The organism is Mesorhizobium sp. WSM4830 (genome assembly GCF_055811495.1).
In genome coordinates this window covers 1-22,782 of sequence record NZ_JBVVQI010000023.1, presented here as the reverse complement: position 1 = coordinate 22,782, position 22,782 = coordinate 1, and the positions used below count along the sequence as shown (strand labels likewise).

At 63.7% G+C, this 22,782-nt stretch carries 21 protein-coding genes; 15 read left to right on the top strand and 6 right to left on the bottom strand.

Translation table 11 applies throughout. The annotated features are described in order from the left end of the window. Positions 1 to 71: 71 nt before the first annotated feature. The 7 genes from AC0L2Y_RS24765 to AC0L2Y_RS24735 all read left to right on the top strand — a co-directional run bounded on the left by AC0L2Y_RS24765 (position 72) and on the right by AC0L2Y_RS24735 (position 8,235). Positions 72 to 986, top strand: coding sequence for a cytochrome-c peroxidase (locus AC0L2Y_RS24765; RefSeq protein WP_473560146.1), 915 nt, complete (start codon positions 72 to 74; stop codon positions 984 to 986). Continuing rightward, positions 983 to 3,499 (top strand): two-component system VirA-like sensor kinase, encoded by a 2,517-nt coding sequence (locus tag AC0L2Y_RS24760; RefSeq protein ID WP_473560144.1) that lies wholly within the window; start codon positions 983 to 985, stop codon positions 3,497 to 3,499. The genes AC0L2Y_RS24765 and AC0L2Y_RS24760 overlap by 4 nt, the downstream gene beginning before the upstream one ends. A gap of 167 nt (positions 3,500 to 3,666) precedes the next feature. Beyond that, positions 3,667 to 4,716, top strand: coding sequence for a methyltransferase (locus AC0L2Y_RS24755; RefSeq protein WP_473560142.1), 1,050 nt, complete (start codon positions 3,667 to 3,669; stop codon positions 4,714 to 4,716). A 14-nt stretch (positions 4,717 to 4,730) separates the two neighbouring features. Then, positions 4,731 to 5,237 (top strand): hypothetical protein, encoded by a 507-nt coding sequence (locus tag AC0L2Y_RS24750; protein WP_473560140.1) that lies wholly within the window; start codon positions 4,731 to 4,733, stop codon positions 5,235 to 5,237. A gap of 96 nt (positions 5,238 to 5,333) precedes the next feature. Then, positions 5,334 to 6,209 (top strand): class I SAM-dependent methyltransferase, encoded by an 876-nt coding sequence (locus AC0L2Y_RS24745; RefSeq protein WP_473560139.1) that lies wholly within the window; start codon positions 5,334 to 5,336, stop codon positions 6,207 to 6,209. A 243-nt stretch (positions 6,210 to 6,452) separates the two neighbouring features. After that, positions 6,453 to 7,616 carry a hypothetical protein gene (locus AC0L2Y_RS24740; protein WP_473560137.1) on the top strand — a complete coding sequence of 388 codons (1,164 nt, stop codon included), beginning with the start codon at positions 6,453 to 6,455 and terminating at the stop codon, positions 7,614 to 7,616. Beyond that, a complete protein-coding gene (locus AC0L2Y_RS24735; RefSeq protein ID WP_473560136.1) occupies positions 7,603 to 8,235 on the top strand; it encodes a hypothetical protein in 633 nt (210 codons plus the stop codon). The genes AC0L2Y_RS24740 and AC0L2Y_RS24735 overlap by 14 nt, the downstream gene beginning before the upstream one ends. Here the strand turns inward: AC0L2Y_RS24735 and AC0L2Y_RS24730 are convergent. From AC0L2Y_RS24730 to AC0L2Y_RS24710, 5 genes are all read right to left on the bottom strand, one after another. Next, positions 8,232 to 8,687, bottom strand: a complete 456-nt coding sequence (locus AC0L2Y_RS24730; protein ID WP_473560135.1) for a GtrA family protein — start codon at positions 8,685 to 8,687, stop codon at positions 8,232 to 8,234. The two genes, AC0L2Y_RS24735 and AC0L2Y_RS24730, sit on opposite strands and share 4 nt — an antisense overlap. Next, positions 8,665 to 9,357, bottom strand: a complete 693-nt coding sequence (locus tag AC0L2Y_RS24725) for a class I SAM-dependent methyltransferase (protein WP_473560133.1) — start codon at positions 9,355 to 9,357, stop codon at positions 8,665 to 8,667. Before AC0L2Y_RS24725 ends, AC0L2Y_RS24730 begins: the two co-directional genes overlap by 23 nt. Then, entirely contained in the window at positions 9,332 to 10,372 is a 1,041-nt protein-coding gene (locus AC0L2Y_RS24720; protein WP_473560131.1) for a glycosyltransferase family 2 protein, read from the bottom strand. Before AC0L2Y_RS24720 ends, AC0L2Y_RS24725 begins: the two co-directional genes overlap by 26 nt. 473 nt (positions 10,373 to 10,845) lie before the next feature. Beyond that, positions 10,846 to 12,228, bottom strand: a complete 1,383-nt coding sequence (locus AC0L2Y_RS24715; protein ID WP_473560129.1) for an FAD-binding oxidoreductase — start codon at positions 12,226 to 12,228, stop codon at positions 10,846 to 10,848. A gap of 301 nt (positions 12,229 to 12,529) precedes the next feature. Further along, the gene (locus AC0L2Y_RS24710; protein ID WP_473560128.1) at positions 12,530 to 13,723 is read right to left on the bottom strand and encodes a sulfite oxidase; all 1,194 of its coding nucleotides are present in this window, start codon (positions 13,721 to 13,723) and stop codon (positions 12,530 to 12,532) included. 225 nt (positions 13,724 to 13,948) lie between these two features. On the opposite strand from AC0L2Y_RS24710, the gene AC0L2Y_RS24705 reads away from it, so the two are divergent. After that, positions 13,949 to 14,956, top strand: a complete 1,008-nt coding sequence (locus tag AC0L2Y_RS24705; RefSeq protein WP_352663110.1) for an AraC family transcriptional regulator — start codon at positions 13,949 to 13,951, stop codon at positions 14,954 to 14,956. 131 nt (positions 14,957 to 15,087) lie between these two features. Here the strand turns inward: AC0L2Y_RS24705 and efp are convergent, their stop codons facing one another. Beyond that, the gene (gene efp, locus AC0L2Y_RS24700; RefSeq protein WP_023674374.1) at positions 15,088 to 15,654 is read right to left on the bottom strand and encodes an elongation factor P; all 567 of its coding nucleotides are present in this window, start codon (positions 15,652 to 15,654) and stop codon (positions 15,088 to 15,090) included. A 114-nt stretch (positions 15,655 to 15,768) separates the two neighbouring features. Here efp and epmA point away from each other — a divergent pair, with 114 nt between their 5' ends. The 7 genes from epmA (at position 15,769) to lpxK (ending at position 22,568) form a co-directional block, all read left to right on the top strand. After that, complete coding sequence (gene epmA / locus AC0L2Y_RS24695) at positions 15,769 to 16,815, top strand: EF-P lysine aminoacylase EpmA (protein WP_473560126.1); 1,047 nt, start codon at positions 15,769 to 15,771, stop codon at positions 16,813 to 16,815. A 168-nt stretch (positions 16,816 to 16,983) separates the two neighbouring features. Continuing rightward, positions 16,984 to 18,327 carry a TldD/PmbA family protein gene (locus AC0L2Y_RS24690; RefSeq protein WP_473560124.1) on the top strand — a complete coding sequence of 448 codons (1,344 nt, stop codon included), beginning with the start codon at positions 16,984 to 16,986 and terminating at the stop codon, positions 18,325 to 18,327. After that, positions 18,314 to 19,120 carry a 3'(2'),5'-bisphosphate nucleotidase CysQ gene (locus tag AC0L2Y_RS24685; protein WP_473560122.1) on the top strand — a complete coding sequence of 269 codons (807 nt, stop codon included), beginning with the start codon at positions 18,314 to 18,316 and terminating at the stop codon, positions 19,118 to 19,120. Before AC0L2Y_RS24690 ends, AC0L2Y_RS24685 begins: the two co-directional genes overlap by 14 nt. 74 nt (positions 19,121 to 19,194) lie before the next feature. Next, positions 19,195 to 19,440 (top strand): DUF4170 domain-containing protein, encoded by a 246-nt coding sequence (locus AC0L2Y_RS24680; protein WP_023674378.1) that lies wholly within the window; start codon positions 19,195 to 19,197, stop codon positions 19,438 to 19,440. A gap of 5 nt (positions 19,441 to 19,445) precedes the next feature. Further along, complete coding sequence (locus AC0L2Y_RS24675) at positions 19,446 to 20,225, top strand: lysophospholipid acyltransferase family protein (protein ID WP_352663079.1); 780 nt, start codon at positions 19,446 to 19,448, stop codon at positions 20,223 to 20,225. Further along, a complete protein-coding gene (gene waaA / locus AC0L2Y_RS24670) occupies positions 20,222 to 21,538 on the top strand; it encodes a lipid IV(A) 3-deoxy-D-manno-octulosonic acid transferase (RefSeq protein WP_473560120.1) in 1,317 nt (438 codons plus the stop codon). Before AC0L2Y_RS24675 ends, waaA begins: the two co-directional genes overlap by 4 nt. Before the next feature lies 1 nt (position 21,539). Further along, positions 21,540 to 22,568, top strand: coding sequence for a tetraacyldisaccharide 4'-kinase (lpxK, locus tag AC0L2Y_RS24665; protein WP_473560118.1), 1,029 nt, complete (start codon positions 21,540 to 21,542; stop codon positions 22,566 to 22,568). Positions 22,569 to 22,782 lie beyond the last annotated feature (214 nt).

Sequence of the window (22,782 nt, the reverse complement as noted above, 5' to 3'; positions counted from 1 at the left end):
TTTTTGTTCCGCTTTGCCTGGCAATGGCGGCACCTTTTGCGTTGGCCCAGAGCAGTCAGCCGGCCCCGCCGATGGGCGAGCCGATTGCGCCGATCACGGCCAGCGGTCCCTCCGACCGGGCGAAGATCGCGCTCGGCGAGAGCCTGTTCAACGATGCCCGCCTGTCGCATGGCGATGTCGTGGCCTGCAGTTCCTGTCACAGGCTGGATCTCAGCGGCGACGACGGTCAGGCCCGTTCCGTGGCGGCGGACGGCAAGCCGCTCGAATTCAACACGCCGACCGTCTTCAACGCGGCGCTCGATTTCCGGCTGAACTGGCGCGGCAATTTTCGCACTTTCGAGCAGCAGAACGAGGCAGCCCTGCTCGATGACAGGCTAATGAATACGAGCTGGGAGGAATTGCTGACCAGGCTGCGCTCCGATGCAGACTATTCGCAGCGGTTCGCGAGGGTCTACGGCTCCATTCCCGACCGGACAAACGTGCTCGACGCCTTGGGGATGTTTCAACAGTCGCTGATCACGCCCGATGCCCGTTTCGACCGCTATCTCAAGGGCGAACGCGACGCCATCACGACCGACGAAGAGCACGGCTATCAACTGTTCAAAGCGTATGGCTGCGTCGCCTGCCACCAGGGCGCCAATGTGGGCGGCAATCTGTTTCAGAAATTCGGCATCTTCCAGGATCCCTTCGCACGCCAGAAGACCCTGACCAAGGCGGATCTCGGCCGCTTTGCCATTACCGGCGCCGAAAGTGACCGCCATGTGTTCCGTGTTCCCAGCCTGCGCAACGTCGCGGTGACGGCGCCGTATTTTCACGATGGCCGCACCGCATCGCTCGCAGACGCGGTGAAGATCATGGCGCAGAACCAGCTCGGCCGGGAGCTCGACCAGCGCGATGCCGATCTCATCGTCGAATTCCTCGGGACCTTGACGGGCGAGTATCGCGGCCGGCCGTTGACCAGCGCAGCCGATCGTCTGCAGCAATGAAGTCGCTACGCATCCTGGCGCCGATCGTTGCCTGCCTGCTCATCGTCCTGACCTACCTCCTGGTGCAGGGCACGGCTCCCGATGCGGCGCGCCACGAACGCACGCTCGATGCGCTCAGGACCGTCATCCTCTATAACGCCGCCCTGCAGCGCGATGTGTTGCGGGCACGCGCGGGACTGCTGCGCAGTTACGATCCGCTTGTGCGGTCGATCGAGAACCTGGATGAGGCGACGCAGACGCTGCCGGCTGACCGCGACGTCGCAAGCGGCGAAACACGGGTGGATATCGACAAGCGGATCGCCGGGGTCATCGCCGCGGTCCGCGACGAGGAAGCGCTTGTCGAGAGGTTCAAGTCCGACAACGCGCTGCTGCAGAATTCGCTGAACTTTTTCAACTATATGAGCGGTCGCCTCACGAGCGAGGGTGACGGCCTTCGAGCGGTCGAGATAGGAGCCCTGATGGTCGCGATGTCGCGGTTTATCAGCGATCCCCAGCCGGACGCGGCAAAGGCAGTAACCGCCGCACTCGACCGGCTGGCCAGGCCCTCGGTCGATACCGTGCCTGCAAGCGATGTGCTCTCGCTCGTCTCCCACGGCCGGCTTATCGTCGCCAGGCTTCCGGCGGTCGACGGTCTCGTCGCCCGCCTGCAGACCGCGCCGACGAGCGAGCGGGCTCGCGCGCTGCAGGACGTCTATCTCGGTGCGCATGGGCGGGCCGCGGCCAGGGCCGAACTGTTCCAGACGCTGCTTTATGTCGCCGCGCTGGGACTCGTCGGCTATGTCGCCTACCTGTTCGCCCGACTGCGCCGCAATGCGCGGATCCTGCGCGAGCGGCTGGAATTCGAGGGCCTGATCGCCTCGATCTCCACGCAGTTCATCAATCTGCCGCGCGACCACATCCGCGCCGGCATCAGCAAGGGCCTCGCGCGCCTGGTCGACCATGCCGGGCTCGACGGCGCCCAGATTTTCGTCAGCCACATAGCCGGTCCTTCCGGCGGCTACTTCTATCGCCGTCCGGGCGCGAGCAGGCCGGCCCCCCTGCCGAATGACGTGATCGAGCTTGCTTCACGCTGGACGCTTGCCGACCATGAGCGGCAAGGCTGCATCGACGTTCCCAGCGTCGACGAGCTTCCCGAGGGGCGGGAGAAGGCATCCCTTCAGGCGCACCAGTTTCGATCGTGGCTGTGCATACCGATGTGGCATGCCGGCGAACGATTGGGTTTTCTGACTCTCGATACCGTCACGCACGAAAAGCATTGGACCGACGACGACATTGCGCTGCTGCGCACCGCCGCCGAGATTTTTGCCAATGCCATCGCGCGCGAGCATAGCGAACGCGAGCGTGAGGCACTGCAGGCGCGGCTCAACCAGTCGCAACGGCTGGAAGCGATCGGGACGCTCGCCGGCGGCATAGCGCACGAGTTCAACAACATCCTCGGTGCCGTCCTCGGCTACAGCGAGATGGCGCTGGCGGTGCTGCTGAAGGAGTCGCGCGCGCGGCGCTACGTCCAGCAGATCATGCAGGCCGGCAGGCGGGCGCAGGACGTCACCGAGCAGATCCTGGCCTTCGGCCGTCGCCACGAGCGGCAGCATCACGCGCTGCGGGCGGAAGCCGTGGTTGCCGAAGCGGTCGACCTGTTGCGCGCCTCGTTCCCCGCCACGCTTTCAGTGCAGACGCATCTTGCAACCGCGGATGCGGCGATGATGGGCGATCCGACCGAACTTCAGCAGGTGGTGATGAACCTCGGCACCAACGCGGCGCAGGCGATGAACAACCGCGGCGCATTGGAAATCGGTCTCCACACGACGGAATTCGTCGAGGCGCGGATGCTGTCGCATGGCAACCTGCCTGCCGGCCGCTATCTCCGCCTTGCCGTCAGGGACACCGGCGACGGAATGGATCAGGCGACGCTCGAGCGCATATTCGAACCGTTCTTCACGACCAAGCCGGCAGGGCAAGGCACCGGGCTCGGCCTGTCGACGGTGCACGGCATCGTCATGACGCACAGAGGCGCGGTCGACGTGACGAGCAAGCCCGGCGAAGGCACGACCTTCGAGATCTATTTTCCGCAGATCGAGGCCGCCGCAGCAACCCAGGACGAGGACGAGAGCGACGCCGCCGAGGTGCCGGTCCAGCATGGCAACGGCGAGACGATCCTCGTCGTCGACGACGACACGCCGCTGATGCAGCTTGCGGAGGAGATGCTCACCGCGCTCGGCTACGAGCCGGTCGGGTTCGACCGCAGCCCCACGGCTCTCAGCGCATTCCGCACCGATCCGGAACGCTTCGACCTGGTGCTGACGGACGAGGTCATGCCCGACATGACAGGGATCGAATTCTCGGGCCAGTTGCACAAGATCCGGCCCGACCCTCCGATCGTGCTGATGACCGGTTACGGCCGCCCGCTGCGGTCGCGTCAACTGACGGCGGCCGGCATAACCGAAGTCATCAAGAAGCCGCTGCTGTCGGCCGCCGTCGCACAATGCCTTGCCCGCCATCTGCATTCAGGCTGATCACGGCCGGCCGGATTTCTTCGTTACAACTGTAACCAAAATCCCGCCTGGCTGAAATCGACCCGTAGCCGCGCTGGTCGATGGTCCTCCCGCGCTCAGACCGTGATCCAGAAAACCGGGAACCGATTTTCGGAAAGGTCACGGTCTCTTGAGCAAGGAGGAATCTTATGGACGCAAACATCACCGAGGTAACGAAACAGGCGAAGGACGTCGCGGAACTGTCGCCCGAAAGCCTCATGCAACTCGGCCTCGGCTTCTGGGCATCGAAGACGTTGCTGAGCGCCGTCGAACTTGACCTTTTCACGGAGTTGGCGGCTGGACCTCTCGAAGGTGAAACACTGCGGAACCGGCTCGGACTGCATGAGCGGGGAGCGCAGGATTTCTTCGACGCGCTGGTTGCGCTGAACATGCTTGAGCGCGAGGGCAACGTCTACTGCAACACGCCCGTGACTGACCGCTACCTTGACCGCAACAAGTCGACCTATGTCGGCGGGATGCTCGCCAGGGCCGGTCAGCTGCTTTACGCGAACTGGGGCTCGCTCACCGACGCGCTCAGGACGGGCAAACCGCAAAACGGCACCGAGGACGGCGAAGATCTGTTCGACATGCTGTTTTCGGACCCGGACAAGATGGCGATGTTCGCGCAGGCGATGACCGGCGGCAGCCTCCAGGTGGCGGAGGCGCTCGCCCGGCATTTTCCCTGGACGGACTATCGCACCTTCATCGATATCGGCACAGCCGAAGGCAGGCTTCCGGTCGAGATAGGACGCGCCCATCGGCATCTCACCGGCGGCGGTTTCGACCTGCCGCCGATGCGGCCGGTATTCGAGGCCTATGTGGAGCGGTACGCGCTTGCAGACCGGCTTCGGTTTTATCCCGGCGACTTCCTCGCCGAGCCGCTGCCGTCCGCCGAAGTGCTGGTGATGGGTCATATCCTGCACGACTGGAACCTGGAGGTGAAGCGCGCGCTGCTGGCAAAGGCCCATTCCGCGCTGCCGAAGCGAGGCGTGCTCATCGTCTACGACCAGATCATCGATGACGAGCGACGGGAGAACGCCGCGGGTCTGCTGATGAGCCTCAACATGCTGGTCAACACCAATGGTGGGTTCGACTACACGCGCGCCGACGGCATGGGCTGGATGCAGGAGGCGGGCTTTGCGGAGGTCCGCTGCGAGCATCTCACCGGGCCTCACTCGATGATCGTCGGCGTCAAATAGCAGTGGAGAAGCTGATGACACGAAGAGCTCTCATCGCAATTGCCGCCCTTGGCCTGGCCGCAGTATTCACCGCCGCAACGCTCAACCAGGTTGAGGTGGGCGCGGCGTCCGCGACCGCTTCGATCGAGCACGGTCGATACCTGGTGAAAATCGGCGGCTGCAACGACTGCCACACGCCAGGGTACCTGGAGAAGGCCGGCAACGTCCCGCAGGATCGATGGCTGATCGGTGACTCGCTCGGCTTCAACGGGCCGTGGGGTACGACTTACCCAACCAATCTTCGCCGGTTTTTGCGAACCATGGACGAGGACGACTGGGTACAGTTCGCGCGCACGATCGAGACGCGCCCGCCCATGCCATGGTTCAACCTGCGTGCCATGAGCGAGGCCGACCTGCGCGCCATCCACCGATATGTGCTTTCGCTCCCGGCAGACGATACGCCGGTTCCGGACTATGTGCCGCCCGGTCGTCCGCCGAAGACGCCGCATATCGTGTTCGTTCCGCGGGCGCCGAAATCATAGTGGCGTCCGAACGGTCCGGCCGGGGGCGGTCATCAGGCTGCCCAGCGGTCAAATCGAGACAAATCGATCCGCGATAAATCGATCATGGAGTCAAACATGTACAATCTGCTTGCCGAACATGCACAGAAGACCGACCGTGATCAGAGCACCATGGATCCGCGTCCCTATGCGTTGGGTTACAAGCAAAGCGAATTCAAGCGCCTGGAGCTGCAGGGAGCGCTCATTCACCACCTTACCGAGCATGTCCTGCGCAGTGCGGGCATAGGACCCGGCATGCGCGTGCTCGACATTGGCTGCGGCGTAGGCGATGTCTCGTTGCTGGCCGGAAGGCTGGTCGGACCGGCGGGAAGGGTGCTTGGTGTCGATCGCTCGGCAGAGGCTGTGGACATCGCCGAGCGGCGCGCCACTGAATCCGGCCAGTGTTACTGGACACGTTTCACAACGGCTGAGCTTGATACATTCTCGCCCGACGGGGACTTCGATGCGGTGATCGGCAGGCTTGTCCTGATGTATCTGCCCGACCCGGCCGCAACCCTGCGCAGGCTTGCCGGTTTCCTGCGGCCTGGCGGCATCGTCGCCGTCCAGGAACTGGCGATGCCGCTCACCCGAAGTTTTCCAGAGGCGCCGCTGTTTAGCAAATGCCGCGGCTGGATCATCGACACGATCAAGCGGGCGGGTTTCGAGGTCGACATGGGTGGCAGGCTGCCCATGGTGTTCGCCGGCGCAGGGCTGCCGGCGCCGCGGATGAACTCCGCCGGGCTCGCCGGCAGCGGACCCGACTCGCCGATCTACGACTACATTGCCGGCACTTTGCGCAGCCTGTTGCCGATGGCCGAGGCAGTCGGTACCGCGACCGCCGCCGAGGTGGACGTCGATACCCTCGCCGAGCGGCTGCGCAACGAGGCTGTCGAGCAGCAGACGTGCATCATGCTGCCGCCCTTCGTCGGCGCATGGGTGAATACGCCGGGATAACGAACCGAAGGGAGGACACACGATGCTCGATACTGCCATCGGCGAGCGCGCGGGACATCTCGTCGACCTGCACAACGTCGATTTCGCCTAGGACAACCGCGACCCGGCGAGATGCTGGTCTGGCTCAGAAGCGCCGGATAGCGGTATCGCCATTTGAGCCGCCAATGCATGCCTTGAATTCGCCGGGGCGCGCGTCATCTAGCTTTGGGTGGCGCCTGCCACTTGAACGGGTGGAGGCAGATTTTGGCGCTCGAAGCTGTGGCGCGTCCGAACGCCGGTCGCCGCTTTATTGCGGTAGCCGTCGTGGCGGTGCCGTTGCTGTTCGTCGTCAGTGGACTCGCCATCCGCTATGCCGCATTTGCTTCGGTCTCGTCGGAGGCAGGCTTCGCGGCCTACGCCCAGGCGCTCTGCCGGTGGGATTGCGCGTGGTATGTCGACATTTCCGAACTCGGCTATGAGCGCTTTCCCATTCCAGGCCAGAGCAATGTCGGACGCTGGGGCTTCTTCCCGCTCTATCCGATGCTGGTGGCGGCCATCCGGTCTGTTTTCCCTTTCCCGACCATCCTGGTGGCATCGATCACATCGATTGCGTGCAGCTATGCCGCCTGCCTGGTGGCGTGGCCGCTGCTCGACAAGAACATGCGCGCCTATGTGCTGTATTGCGCCTTTCTGCTCAGCGGCCCGTTCTCCTATCACTTCACGACTTTCCTGACCGAACCTCTTTTCGTGCTGCTGACGTCGTGCGTTTTTCTGGCGCTCAAACGCTCCAGCTACCTGGCCGTGGGGCTGTCGTCGGCTCTCCTGTCGGCAACCAGGCTCGTCGGGGTGCTTGTTGTATTCGCGACCGTCATTCAGATGTTCAGGGATTACCGCGCCAAGGGCGGGTCGGCGCTGTCGTTCCCGCGTTGGCTGCTTGGCCGACCGGACCTGCTCGTCGCGATCTTCATCTCGCCGGCCGGTCTGTTCGCCTACATCCTGTTCCTCTATCTGACGGTCGGCGACGGCTTTGCTTTCCTGCACGTGCAGCGCGCGTTTGGACGGGTGCCGGGCGATCCGCTCGCCTTCATATGGGACGGGCTTTCGGCCGTTCCGACAATTGGATGGCTGCCTACGGCGCCGCAATGGAGCGCGCTCGCCGCACTCATAGGACTGGCGCTGTCGGCGGTTCTGGCGGTTCGCAGGCAATATGGCGCTGCGTTGTTCTGCGCCTGCTGCATCATCCTGCCGCTGGTCACGAATCTGGCCTCGATGGTCAGATACGTCGTTGGGCTTGCACCTCTGACAATGTTGCTGGCCATGCTGTTGTCGGTGTCGAAGCCGACTTTTCTTACGGCTCTGGCTCTCTTCGTAGGCGCCTGCTATTTCATGACCGTGGCATGGATCGGGGGCTATCTTGCCCTGGTCTAGCATTCCGGACCCATATCGGCGCTCCGCCTCGTTCGTCGGCTACGCGCTCGCGGCGGTTCTGGCCGGGTCCGAGATCGTCATCCTTACTCTTGCTCTCAATCCGAACGTCAACCCCGATTATCGTGCCTATTACATCGATCGGACGACAACCTGCCTCAACCGCGATGCGGTCGGCGGCTACACATTTGGCGAGACGGTGTCGTTCCGGTCCGACGGAGCCAAAAAGACAGCCGGCATGATGGTCTGTGGCTGGTCGGGACCGGTTGCCGACGGCACCCATTCGCTGGGCGAGACCTCGCGGCTTCGCCTGAAGATACCGCCGCTCCGCGACGGCCTGACGGCCACGCTGCAAATGGCCGCCGTCATTCGCTCGCCACAGGTCACGCAAAGAGTGGTGATTTTGGTGAATGGCGTTCGGGTGCATGCGGTGACGTTGTCCGGCAAAGAGCCGCGAACGGTCTCGTTCGTCATCCCACCAGCGGCTCTCGCCGATGCCAAGACACTCGACATCGCTTTCGACTACCTCGACGGCATTCCGCAAACTCCGGCCGCCAGCAACATCTACAAACGCTCGATCAAATTGTTGTCGTTACGGCTCGATCCCATTGAGGCGAGTTAGGGCGGGCGATCACGCTGCTGGCTGCGTCTTCGCTGCTGAAAAACCCAGCGGTCGAGCATGAGAAGATTGACCGCTGGAACAAGCAGGCATGTAACCAGGATGGCAACAATCGGCGGCAGGCCGAGTTTCGCCGTCAGAAGCGCCGGCGCCGCGTAGGCGACGGCGAAGCCTGTCGCCGTCAGCAAGAAAAAACGCGGAGCTTCAGTTCGATGCGATCCGCTCGACGCGAAGGTTACGAACTTATGCGCGAGGTAAGAAAACAGGGCGGCTACCGTGTAAGCTACGAGCGAGGCACCGACCGGCGAGAGGCCGAACCGTTGCGATTTTACCAAAGCGGTGGCCATCACGGCATACAGGATCGTTGCAGCAATGCCGACCGACCCGAAACGCGCCAGTAGCCTCAGCCCGGCGTCGCTGGTCGAACGGCGCTCAGACATGCGCACTGCACGCATACTGCGCCCCAAGCGGCAAAGGCGCGAATACCCGCTCGACTCTTCTGGCCAAGGGCCTTGCCGACGGCAGCAGCAGGAAATGCTCGGATCGGATGTCCCTGAAGCCTGTCTGCTGAAAGAGATACGCAGCTTTGGCGGCGCCGAGCAGGACCGCGTCCTGGTCGAACGGGCACCGGAACACCGCTAGACGCGTCATCGGATTGTAGGGGTTGTGCTCGATGACACAGGCGACGCCGCCTGGCCGCACGACGCGTCGCATTTCCACGAAGAAATCGAGCCAGGAGGAGGGCGGAACGTGATGGACGACGCAACTGGCGAAAGCCAGATCGAACGCGCCATCCTCGTAGGGCAGTTTCGGCGTGGTGCAGGCCCTATAGGTCACACCCGGATTGTCCTGGCCGGCGCGCGAAATCGATTCTTGCGAGACGTCGCAGCCATCGAGGCTGTCGAAAGCGCCGTCGAGGTAGGGGTGGAGTGAACCGACGCCGCAGCCGACATCCAGCGCCCTGACAGCCGAACCACCCTGCCGAAGCTTTCGCTCGACCGCCAGACGCCGCAGCAGGTCCGCCTTGGCGATAAGGAAGAAGTCGTGCCCGAGCCCGGAAAACCGGATGGACCCTTCGACCGCCTCGCCATAGTTGGATTTATAGCTGTCGAAGAGTTCGGCCATCGGCGGGGACTCCACTCCTGGGCTTGTGAAACGATCGGCGGCGCTCACCAGAGACGGTACGCATCGCCTCGTCGAAGCCGGTGAGCCGATCGATCACATAAAGCGGGCGGCGTTTCACCTCGGCGTGGATGCTGCCGACATAGAGCCCGACCACGCCGGTCATGAAAAGATTGATGCCGCACAGGAGCGACACGATCACCACGGTTGATGTCCAGCCGGCAATGATGCCGGCTTCAAAAAACCAGGCAAAGATGGCGTAGGCGCCAAAGACCACCGCAAGCGCGGAAATGGCCAATCCGCCCCAGAGCGCCAGGCGCAACGGCTTCTCGGAAAAACTGACGATGCCGTGAACCGCAAGGTGCATCATCTTCCAGAACGGGTATTTGGTCTGGCCCAGGGTTCGCGCGTGGCGCTCAAACGGCACTGCCGTCTGCTTGAAGCCCATCCAGCCGAACATGCCCCTGACGAAGCGGTCATGTTCGGGCATACGCTTGAAGGTTTCCAGCGCCTTGCGGCCGACAAGGCGGAAGTCACCGACGTCGCGCGGAATATCGACCGACGTCATTTTCTCCAGCAGGCGATAAAAGAGACTTGCCGTGAAACGCTTGAACCAGGATTCGCCGTCGCGCTTGACCCGGCGGGCATAGACGATCTCGAAGCCTTCCTTCCACTTAGCCACCAGATCGAGAACGACTTCCGGCGGGTCCTGCAGGTCGGCATCCATGACGATGACGGCATCGCCCGCAGCGGCGTCCATGCCGGCGGTAATCGCTACCTGGTGGCCGAAATTGCGGGAAAATTCGATCAGTCGAAAGCGCGGCTCGGCAGCGATCACTTTTTGAAGGTATTCGACGCTTCCGTCGAGGCTGCCATCATCGACGAAGATGGCTTCGGCTTCGCCGTCCAGCCGGCCGATTAGCGAATTGATACGCTCGATCAGCCGAGGCAGCACCTGTTCTTCATTGTATATGGGCAGGACCAGCGAGTAGCGCGGCGATGACCTGTTCACCGTCATTCCAGGGCCTTGGACCACAGACTCTCGCATGCGATTGAAAATGGAACGCAAGCTACAAAGTTCCAAAGGCACTTGAGAAACTGCTAATTTAGCTGGTTCTGGAGCGAATACTGGTTCTCAAATGAGGACCTGGAGGGTGTCGTCGTGACGTCGGACGCCCTCATCAAAGCGTGGAATTATCGGTAGCTGCCGGCGCGATCGGCCTGGCGAGAAGCAGTCACTGAGGCATAGCCCTTTGACCGATTGCCTGCTCCCGGACTTGCCAGTTGAAGCAGCGCTACGGGCGACCTGAGCGTGCGGGCCGACCACTTTGACGCATGTCAGACATGGCTCATCGAACGTGTCGCCGAGCCTGGCCGAGTATCGCGCTTGCAAGGCTGGCAAGCGTCCTGACCGGCAACCTATCATACCGGCCGAGCCTTGGCTGGGCCGGCCGGTACGATACACATTTGCCGGCCTGACGAGGGCCGCCGTCAAGCAGGCGGCCGGATGTTTTGGTTCACCCGGAAGAGGTTGTTCGGGTCGTATTTCTTCTTCAGCCTAGCCAGACGCTCGTAGTTCTCGCCATAAGCCGCCTTGATTCTTGTATCGCCCTCGTCATCCATCATGAAGTTCAGGTAGGCGCCACCCAGATCGAACGGATGCACGGCCTCCCAATAGGCCTTGGTCCAGCGCGTCACGGGCCCCGCTTTCTGTGGGTCCGGATCGATCCCGGCGATGACCATCGACCAGGTCGCATCACGGTAATTCCAGGGTGTCTCGTCCTTGCCGACGCGATGGACGGCGCCATCGATCGGATAGAGATGCATGAGCGATAGCTCGCTCGGCGTCTTCGCCGCCTGCTCGAGATGAGCGTCGATCGCCTCGTCGGACAGTGTCTTGACGAAATCGCCCCGCCAGTACCACTGCATTCCCTTCGGGTAGAGCCCATCGAACATGCTCTGCACCGCGGGATAGGGCATCGTTCCCATCCAGTTGAACCAGGGCGCGGGCAGCGCATCGAGTAGCGGGGCCAGCGCCTCTCTGCCCTTTTCCTCCGGGCCGTTATAGCAGCACATCAGCAGACACATCCGCTTTCCCCAAAACTCTTCCGGGAACGGTGCGCTCGAGAGGACCGTCTTGAGCCCGAGAAAGATCCCGAGTTCTTCGGGCGCGTTCGGCAGGAACTCGCGATAATGCTGCATGATGGTGCGGGCGTGGCGCTGATCCCATGCGATCGGTCCCGCAAAGACCATGCTGACCCGGTGAAGCTGGAACACAAAGCTGGTGACGATGCCGAAATTGCCGCCGCCGCCGCGAAGCGCCCAGAACAGGTTGGGGTTCCGCTGCTTGCTGGCGGTGACGAAGCTTCCGTCGGCAAGCACGACATCTGCCTCGACGAGATTGTCGATGGTCAGGCCATATTTGCGCGTCAGATAGCCATGGCCGCCGCTCAGCGTCAGTCCGGCGACCCCGGTGGTCGAGATGATGCCCGCCGGTACAGCCAGGCCAAAGGCATGGGTGGCGTGGTCGACGTCGCCCTGAGTGCAGCCCGGGCCCACCCGCGCCGTACGGGCATCCGGATCGACGCGCACGCCGTTCATCGCCGACAGGTCGATCACCAGACCGTCGTCGCAACTCCCTAATCCTGGTCCGTTATGGCCGCCGCCACGTACCGCAACCAGCAAATTGTTGTCGCGGCCGAAATTCACAGCTGTGATCACGTCGGCGACGTCGACACAGCGGGCGATGATCAGCGGCCGCTTGTCGATCATGCCGTTGTAGAGCTTGCGGGCCTCGTCATAGCGGGCGTCGCCGGCGCGGATGACTTCGCCCCGCAGGCTTGCCGCGAATTTGGTGATGTCTTCATCGTGCATGGTATTCCTCCCTGTTATTGGACCTGTCGGCCGGCTGACGAAACGCTAGTCCCGTCCGCTGTTCCCGCAAATGTCACATCGTCCATTTCTGTTGCCCGATCGTTCAGGGGAGGATCAGCCATATGTGCGCTTGCTCATACGGCCATATTGCGCTCTTCAAACCGCAGTCCCGGACGATTGCGAGCGCAATGTTCCCGCCAAGTTTCATGAAACCGCTACGGTGTCGCAAGGCGGTCTCATGCAACTATCTGACGCTCATTCGGCAATGCCCGACGCAATTGCCGCACTTGGCCGCAAATTCTCAGTCGACGCGTACGCGGCGCGTCACTTGGCCATTGCTTTCCCAATATGTGTGTTTCTTGGCGATCCACGGATCGCTCATCGCCGGCTGAATGTTGCCGCTCATGTCGATCGCGCGCGAGGTCACGGTGTGCTCCCCGGGCGAAGGCTTGGGCCAGTCGAGAGACCACATCTTCCAGGCGAATTCCGCCTCGTCGCTGCCGTCGATTGTCGCCGGCATCCACGGCCCATCGTCGATCTTCACGTCGACCCGGTCGATCGGCGCGCCCCAGGCGGCTCCGACGATCCGGTAATCGTTGCCGATATGGGTGACCCGGGCCGGCGCCGATTTGAGGCGCGCCCGTCCGACGGACGTTTCTACCCACACGGTCTCGCCGTTATGGTCTTCCTCGCGGAGCGTGACGTAGTCGCGTCCCATGAACCGGTTCTCGAAGCGCTGGTCGTGCACGTCGATGCGCTTGAGCCATTTCACGTTGGCGACCCCGTACCAGCCCGGCGCTATCAGCCGCAGCGGGAAGCCATTATCGGCCGGTAGGGCAGCTCCGTTCATCTCGTCGCAAAGGATATTCTTTGGGTCCATGGCATCTGCCAGCGACATGCTGCGCGCGAAATTCTGCTTGAACTTGACGTCGTCGGTCCGCTTGATCTCGCCTTCGTCGGCGGCCCAGAAGACCACTTCGATGCCGCTGTCGAGGACGCCGGCCTCCTTTAGGATCGGGGCGAGCGGCGTACCCGCCCAGTGCGCATTGCCGATGCCGCCATTGAAAAACGGAAGGCCGGTATTGCCCGAACATTCGATCGTGAACGTGACTTCCTGGCGCGGCCGTGCCTTGATATCGGCAAGCGTCAGGGTCGTCGGCTTTTTGACCAGGCCGCCGATTTCGAGCTTCCACGCGCTCGCGTCGATGACTGGCCGGTTGAAATGCGCGATTGAAAAGAACTTGTCATTGGGCGTTACCCAGGAATCGAGATCCTCCCAAACGAGCTGATTCTTGATGACCTCCGGAACCGGGTTCGGTGGCAGTTGGTCGAGCCATTTGACGACTTTCTCGCCGGGCCGGCTTGGAAAGGCATAGGCGTGTTGGCTCGCGAAGAATGCCGCTAGGCCCGCCAGCGCCGCGCTGCCCTTTGTGATGAATTCTCGACGCGGAATCCGCAGGCTTGCTGCGGATTTGGTGATGTCTTGATCGTGCATGGTATTCCTCCCCGTTATTGGACCTGTCGGCCGGTCGATGAAACGCTAGTCCCGTCCGTTGTTCCCGCAAATGTCACATCGTCCATTTCTGTTGCCCGATCGTTCAGGGGAGGATTAGACCGGATGGATAGTTGCTCGGGCGGCTGTATTGCCGGATAGTTCGAGATGCCTGGCCGAAAAAGCGTTGTCAAAGGGAGCAGCCGATCGTTTCCGGAGGTGTAGTGCATGGATGTCCTTTCCGATGTGCTCCGAGCCGTTCGCCTCACCGGTGCGATCTATTTCGACGTCGACGCCAGCTCTCCCTGGGTTGGCGAGTCGCCGGGCACGGCCGACATTGCCGCCGCCGTCATGCCGGAGGCAGAGCACATCATTTCTTTTCATGCCGTGATGTCGGGCTCGTGCTGGGCCGCGCTGGCAGACGATTCCGTCCCCCCGGTGCTCGTAAACGCCGGTGATGTCGTTGTCTTCCCCGGTGGTGTTCCGAACGTCTTGAGCTCCTCGCCCGGGGCGCGAGGCGAACCCAATATGGCGATGTATTATCGGCCGATAGACGAGAGCCTGCCGTTCGCGGTGATCCATGGTGGCGGCGGAGACGAGCGGACCCGGTTCATTTGCGGGTATCTTGGCTGCGATGCACGCCCCTTCAATCCTCTCCTCGCCGCCTTGCCGGCCATCCTGTGTGCCCGCAAGCCCGCCGATGGAAGCAGCTGGGTTATCGACCTTTTTCGGCTGGCGCTGGCCGAAGGGGGCAGTGGGCGGGCGGGCTGTGAAACGATCCTCGCCAAGCTGAGCGAGCTGATGTTTGTCGAGATCATCCGCCGCCATCTCGAGACCCTCCCCGACGATTCGCGCGGCTGGCTCTCAGGCCTGCGGGATCAACACGTCGGCGAGGCGCTCCGGCTCATCCACGCTCGCCCCAGGGAGGAATGGACATTGGACCGGCTCGCCCGCGAAGTAGGGCTCTCACGCACGGCCTTTGCGAGCCGCTTTACCCACTATGTCGAGGTCTCGCCCATGCACTATCTTGCTCGCTGGCGTCTGCAACTGGCAGGACGCTTGCTTGAACGGCCTGAAATGAGCATCGCGCAAGCGGGTGCCGAGGTCGGCTACGAGTCGGAAGCCGCCTTCAATCGCGCCTTCAAAAAGTTCGTCGGCATTCCACCTGGCACCTGGCGAAAGGGACGGTCGGCGTTGCTCGAGGCTCAGAGATTGCCCGCTGGCGTCGTCCAATAGGAAAGAACTCGCAGGGCGTTGACGCTTCGGTCTGCGTGCAGCGTCCCAATGCTCGAAAGCCCCTGGCACAAAGCGGTAGACGATGACCGGCAGCCTCGACGTTTTCGGCGAGGCGTTTCAGGCTTCGCGCCTCAATCCTTCGCGCGCTCGACATAGGCGCCATCGGCGGTCATCACCACCACGCGGGTGCCGGCGCTGATGTGTGGCGGCACCAGGGTACGCACGCCGTTGGACAGCGTTGCCGGCTTGTAGGACGACGATGCCGTCTGGCCCTTGGTCACCGGCTCGGTCTCGACCACCTCGAAGGTGGCGCGCTGCGGCAGCACCAGCGAGATGGCGATGTTGTTGTATTGCGAGATCTGCACCGGCATGCCTTCCACCAGATAAGGCGCCATGTCGCCGACCACGCTTTCCGGCACCGCGACCTGGTCGTAGGTCTCGGGGTTCATGAAGTGAAAGCCTTCGCCGTCGCGGTAGAGGAACGTGTGCTCGCGCTCCTCGACATAGGCGCGCTCGACCTGCTCGGTGGTGCGGTAACGCTCGGAAACCTTTACCCCGTCGGAGATACGCCGCATGTCGAGCTGGGTGACCGGCGTACCCTTGCCAGGATGAATGTTTTCGGCAAAGAGGATCACATAGAGCTTGCCGTCCTTTTCGACGACGTTGCCTTTGCGTAAGGAGCTGGCGATGACCTTCACGGGTTTCCATCCTGATAAAATTTGTTGGCGCAAATCGGCTGGAGAGGCCGTTGCGTGCGGCCTAGCGCATCTTGGTCGCAATCGCCAGCCCTCTGTGCAATTCCCCTGAAGCCGATGACAGCCGCCTCGCCGTGGTGGACGCCGCATGTCCATGCCGACCGCCGGTCGCGGCTGATCCTGCGCAATGCCATTGCCGCCGGGATGCGCGACTGGTTCGCCCGCCGCGACTTCGTCGAGGTGGAGACATCGGCGCTGCAGGTCTCGCCCGGCAATGAAGCGCACCTGTCGGCCTTTGCCACCGAGGCGATCGGGCCGGACGGGCAGCGCCAGCCGCTCTACCTCCACACGTCGCCGGAATTCGCCTGCAAGAAGCTGCTTGCCGCCGGCGAGGAGCGCATCTTCAGCCTCGGGGCTGTCTGGCGCAACCGCGAGCGCGGCCCCTTGCACCATCCTGAGTTCACCATGCTCGAATGGTACCGCGTCGGCGAGACCTACGAGAGCCTGATGCGCGATTGCGCCGAGCTCGTTGCGCTTGCGGCCGAGCGGGCCGGAGCGAAGCGTTTTAGCTTCCGCGGCCGCGAGGCCGACCCGTTTGCCGAGCCGGAAAGGTTGAGCGTCGGCGAGGCCTTCATGCGCCATGCCGGTATCGATCTGCTGGCGACGGTTGCAGCCGATGGCAGCACCGATCGCGCGGGGTTGCATGCCGCCCTGGTCCAGGCCGGATTGCGGACCGCGCCCGACGACAATTGGGCCGACCTGTTCAGCCGGGTGATGGTCGAAAAAATCGAACCGGCGCTGGGGCAGGGGCGCGCCACCATCCTTTTCGGATATCCGATCTCGGAGGCGGCATTGGCCCGGCCGAGCGCGGACGATCCGCGCACCGCCGAGCGCTTCGAGCTCTATTGCTGCGGCGTCGAACTCGCCAACGCCTTCGGCGAGTTGACCGACCCGGTCGAGCAGCGCCGGCGCTTTGCCGCCGAAATGGACGAAAAGCAGCGTGTCTACGGCGAACGCTACCCGATCGACGAGGACTTCCTCGCCGCGCTCGCCATCATGCCGCAGGCGAGCGGCGCCGCGCTCGGCTTCGACCGGCTGGTGATGCTCGCCACCGGCGCGCTCAGGATCGACGACGTGATCTGGACGCCGGTGGCCGCTTCCTGAGGGATTGTCGATCTCGGCTCGCCGCTCATTCGCCTAGCGCCTGCGGCCCTGTTTGGGCGCTTGATGCACCCGGGTTGCGCCTTCTCCCATTGCAGAAGCTGCACCGGGACAATAGATGGTGCAGCAGCGGCTGCCCTTCAGCCAGCCGGAAATAGCAGGATTATGCGCATGACCGATACGCTCGACGCAGCGAAACTGACCGACCGCGTCGCGGCCCTGGTCGAGGCTGCCAAACGGGCCGGCGCCCATGCCGCCGATGCGGTTGCGGTACGCGGCCGCTCGACCGGCGTGTCGGTGCGGCTCGGCAAGGTCGAAGGCACAGAGGCGTCCGAGAGCGAAGACGTCTCGCTGCGTGTCTTCGTCGGCAAGCGGGTAGCGAGCGTTTCGGCAACGGCGGCATCCGACCCCAATATGCTGGCCGAGCGCGCCGTCGCCATGGCCAAGGTGTCGCCCGAAGATCCCAATCAGGGCCTCGCCGATCCGTCCTTGCTGGTCAAGAAGCCGCGCGACCTCGATCTGTTCGACGCCACCGAGGTGTCGGCGGACCAGCTGAAGGAGGCAGCGCTTGCCGCCGAAGCGGCGGCGCTTGCCGTCAAGGGCGTCACCAATTCGGCCGGCAGCGGCGCCAGTGCCGGGCTCGGCGGCCTGGTGCTCGCCACCTCGCACGGCTTCGTCGGCCATTACGTCGCCTCGCGTTTTTCGCGCTCGACCAGCGTGATCGCCGGCGAGGGCACCGGCATGGAGCGCGACTACGAATTCTCCTCGCGCCAGCATTTTTCCGATCTCGACGCGCCGGAAGACATCGGCCGCAAGGCCGGTGAGCGCGCCGTCCGCCGCATTGGCGCGCGCAAGGCTGCGACCGGGCCGGTCGACGTGGTGTTCGATCCGCGCGTCGCGCGCGGCATTGCCGGCCATCTCGCCGGTGCCATCAATGGCGCCGCGGTGGCGCGCAAAACCAGCTTTCTGCGCGACATGATGGGCAAGAAGGTGGCTTCGGCCGCAATCACCGTCACCGACGAGCCGCTTCGGCGCCGTGGACAGGCGTCGCGCCCGTTCGACGGCGAAGGCGTCGAGGGCGAAAAACTGTTCATGGTCGACAAGGGCGTGCTCAACCACTGGTTCCTGTCGACTTCGGCGGCTCGGGAACTCGGCCTCGTCACCAATGGGCGCGGCTCGCGCAGCGGCTCGTCGGTCTCGCCATCGTCGACCAATCTCGCCATCGAGCCCGGGGAAAACACGCCGGAAGAGCTGATCAAGTCGCTCAAGACGGGCTTCTACGTCACCGAGGTGTTCGGCCAGGGCGTCGACATGGTGACGGGCGAGTATAGCCGCGGCGCGTCCGGCTTCTGGATCGAAAACGGCGAGCTGGCCTATCCCGTCGCCGAGGTGACCATCGCCTCCAATCTGAAGACGATGTTCCTCAACATGGTTCCGGCGAGTGATCTCGACCGCAATTTCGGCACCGCCGCGCCCACGCTTTTGATCGAAGGAATGACCCTTGCCGGAGCTTGATCCGGCCGTCTCGGCCGGCGCTACTGAAGACCTGCAGCTGTTGCGCGACGCCGCCCGCGAGGCGGGGCTCATTGCTATGCAGTACTTCAACAATAAACCGCAAGTGTGGATGAAGGGCGGCACCTCGCCGGTCAGCGAAGCCGATCACGCCGCCGACAAATATCTGCGTGAGACCTTGCTGGCGGCCCGGCCTGACTATGGCTGGCTATCGGAGGAAACCGTAGACGACCCGGTAAGGCTTGTCGCGCGCCGCACCTTCGTCGTCGATCCGATCGACGGCACGCGCGGCTTCCTCGAGGGCCTGCCCACATGGTGCGTCAGCGTCGCTGTGGTCGAGAACGGCCGCACGCTTGCCGGCGTGCTCGACTGCCCGGCGAAGGGCGAAATCTATTGGGCGCTGCCGGGCGAGGGCGCATTCCTGAACGGCAAGCGCATCAGCGTGCGTCCGCCGTCGGAAACGGCCGAAATCGCCGGACCGAAGCCGATGATCGACCTGCTGCCGGCGAAATGGCACAAGCGGCTGAAGCGCGTGCCCTATATTCCTTCGCTCGCCTACCGGTTGGCGATGATCGCCGGCGGCCAGCTCGATGCCACCTTCGTCAAGGCCAATGCGCATGACTGGGACATCGCCGCGGCCGATCTCATCCTGCGCGAGGCAGGCGGCGCCTTGCTCGATCGCCACGGCCGCGCGCCACTCTATGCCGGCGAAGTGATCCATCACGGACCGCTCGCCGCCGGCAGCGGCGAACTGCTCGCCGTGCTCGCCGGCGTCATCGCCGGGCTGGACAATTGACCACTATCAATAGTTCCAAAGTCGGCGGCTTTGGTCTAGACCTGTCCCAAACTCACGATATGTGAAGGATCGACATGGCCGCTGAAGACGGAAAGAAACAGCTTTTGCACCTGGTGTTCGGCGGCGAACTCAAGAAGCTGGGCGGCACCGAATTCCGCGATCTCGACGCGCTCGACATCGTCGGCATCTATCCGGACTACCAATCGGCGCACGCCGTCTGGAAGGCCAAGGCGCAAGCCAGCGTCGACAATGCCCATATGCGCTATTTCGTCGTTCACCTGCACCGTCTGCTCGACCCCGAAAACAAGGCTGTCGGTTGACATCGATGAACCATGAAGCGGTCAAGCGATCAGCCCCGCGGTCGGCGGTCAGACGTCGCAAGCCGAAGACGTTCTGGCGCAAGATCCGCGAACCGCTGGCGCAGTCGCGATTCGTCAAGAATGCGCTTGCCGCGCTGTTTGCGTATTTCGTCCGCCTTGTCCGCGTGACCAACCGCCTGGTCGAAGGATCGGCGAAGTTTTCCGGCGGCGCCTATGCGCAGCTCGAGCCTGGCATCATCGCGCTCTGGCACGGCCAGCACCTACTGACCCCGGCCTATTATCCCAAGGGACGGCCGCTGGTTGCCATGGTGTCGCGCAGCGCCGATGCCGAGCTCAACGCGCTGATGGTCGAGAAATTCGGCATCGAGGCGGTGCGCGGCTCTGGCGGGCGCGAAAGCGCAAGGCATCTCGACAAAGGCGGCGCCAAGGCGCTCATCGCCCTCAAAAAGTCGCTCGCCACCGGCAAGAATGTCGCCATGATTGCCGATATTCCCCACGGCACGCCGCGCGATGCGGGGCTCGGTGTCGTCCTCCTGGCGCGGCTGTCCGGCCGGCCGATCCTGCCTGCCGCGATAGCCACCAGCCGCCGCAAGGTGATCGAGGGCAGCTGGGACAAGACGACGATCAACCTCCCGTTCGGCCGCTCCTCGATCGTCGTCGGCACGCCCGTCTTCGTGCCGGCCAACGCCGACGCCGCGGAAATGGAACGCAAGCGCCAGGAGGTCACGGCCTCGCTCAATGCCGCGACCGCCGAGGCCTATCGCCTTGTGGACGGTTCGAAATGAGTATGCGCTGGGCGCGCGCCTTCCTGACGGCATACCGTTTCGCCGGGGCCGCCGCCTACCCGCTGGTCGGACCTTACGTTGCCTGGCGCACATCCAGAGGCAAGGAGGACCGCGTTCGCCGGCGCGAGCGCTACGGCGTCGCCGGGCGCGAGCGCCCCGAAGGTCCCGTGATCTGGATCCATGCAGCCAGCGTCGGCGAGACCATCGCCGTCGTGCCGCTGGTCGAGAGCATTCTCGATTACGGCGTCAACATCGTGCTGACGACGGGCACGGTCACCTCGGCGCAGGTCGCCGAAGAACGGCTGGGCGACCGCATCATCCACCAATATGTGCCGCTCGACCTCAAGCCGGCGGTCAGCCGCTTCCTCGACCATTGGCAGCCGGACCTGGCGATCATCGCCGAATCGGAGATCTGGCCGATGACCATCCTGGAACTCGGCGCCCGCCGGGTGCCGCAGGTTCTGGTCAACGGCAGGCTGTCCGACCGCTCCTTCAAGTCCTGGAAGAAGCGCGCCAACATTGCCGAAGCATTGTTCGAAAATCTTGCCCATGTCGTCGCCCAGTCGGACCTCGATGGCGAGCGCTTCCTTTCGCTCGGCGCCCGGCCGGTCACCGTATCCGGCAATCTCAAGGTCGACACCGCGCCGCCGCCGGCCGACGAGCGGGCGCTGGCGGCGCTGAAACGCCAGCTCGCCGGCCGCCCGACCTGGGCGGCGATCTCGACCCATGATGGCGAAGAAGCGGTCGCCGCCGAAGTTCACGCCATGCTGCACAAGCGCCACCACGGGCTTCTGACCATCATCGTGCCGCGCCATCCCGATCGCGCCGGGCAGCTGGCCGCCCAGATTTCCGGCATGGGCCTGAAACTGGCGCAGCGCAGCAAGGGCGACAGGATCACCGCCGATACCGATATTCTCCTCGGCGACACGATCGGCGAGATGGGGCTTTATCTGAGGCTGACGGAAATCGCCTTTGTCGGCCGTTCGCTGACTTCCGAGGGCGGCCAGAACCCGCTGGAACCGGCCATGCTGGAGACGGCGGTGCTTGCCGGCCGCAACGTCCAGAATTTTCGCGAGGCTTATCAGCGCCTGCTCGACAGTGGCGGCGCCAAGCTGGTGCGCGACCGCGATATGCTGGCCGGCGCCGTCAATTTCCTTTTGACCAACGAGGCGGCCCGCCATGAGATGATGGCGGCGGGTGCGGCGACCGTCGACGAGATGCGCGGTGCGCTGGCACATACGCTCAGGTCGCTCGAGCCCTATATCCAGCCGCTGGTCGTCAAGTCGCGCCTGAAGGGCGCGAACGGGCGCTGACGTGACCTCGGAAGCGCCACCCTTCTGGTGGGAAGAGCCGGACTGGCGGGTCACGGCGCTGTCGCCTTTCTCCGCCATCTATGCGCTCGTCGCCGGTCGCCGCATGCGGCACGCGCCGCGCGAAAAGGTCGAGGCGCCGGTGCTCTGCGTCGGCAACTTCACCGTCGGCGGTACCGGCAAGACACCGGTGGCGATCGCGCTGGCCGAGCAGGCCCGGCGCATGCAGCTCAATCCGGGTTTCCTGTCGCGCGGCCATGGCGGCTCCTTCGCGCAGCCGCATGTCGTCGATCCGCACCACGACGCCGCCAAGCATGTCGGCGACGAGCCGCTGCTTCTGGCCGAACACGCGCCAGTCGCGGTGACACCGAACCGGGCCGCCGGCGCCAGGCTTCTGCTGGAGAAGCTCGGCTGCGATTTCCTGATCATGGATGACGGTTTTCAGAGCGCGCGCATCCACATCGACTATGCGCTCGTCGTCGTCGACGCGCGTCATGGCATCGGCAATGGCCGTGTCATCCCCGGCGGGCCGCTGCGGGCAAACGTCGTCGACCAACTGGTCTTCACCAGCGCCTTGCTGAAGATGGGCGAGGGCACTGCGGCCGATACGGTCGTGCGCCAGGCCGCGCGCGCCGGCAGGCCGATCTTCGAGGCGCACACCGCGCCGAGCAGCAAGGTGACGCTGGCCGGCAGGCGGTTCCTGGCATTCGCCGGCATCGGCCATCCCGACAAGTTTTTCGACACGGTAAGCGAGGCCGGAGGCGAGCTTGCGCTGACCCGACCGTTTCCTGACCATCATTTCTACAGTGCGGACGAGCTTGCCGAATTGGCGGCGACGGCACGTAAAGCCGGGCTTGGCCTCATTACCACCGCCAAGGACGCTGCCCGCCTGCGTCACGGCGCAGCACCGCCGGAATTCCTCGACGGGCTCGATGTGCTGAAGATCGACACCGTCTTCGAGCTCGGCCACGTGCCGCAGCGCATCATCGACGAGACGCTGGATGCCTGGCGGCAGCGCCGGCTTAAAGGCTGACCAGCAGCTCGAGCACCGAGGCGATGCGGAACCGGAATTTGCATCTTTCCGCCGGTCGAGCGTACTTTGTTCTTGCTTTGTGCCGGCAGCTATGCTAGTAATTTGGATATGGTGATGATTCACCGGTGACCCGCCCTCGAGGCGGGTTTTTTGTTGTGTGCCGAGCATGATCGACAGCTTGGAGGTGCAAGTCCTCTACCCAGCCTGATGACGG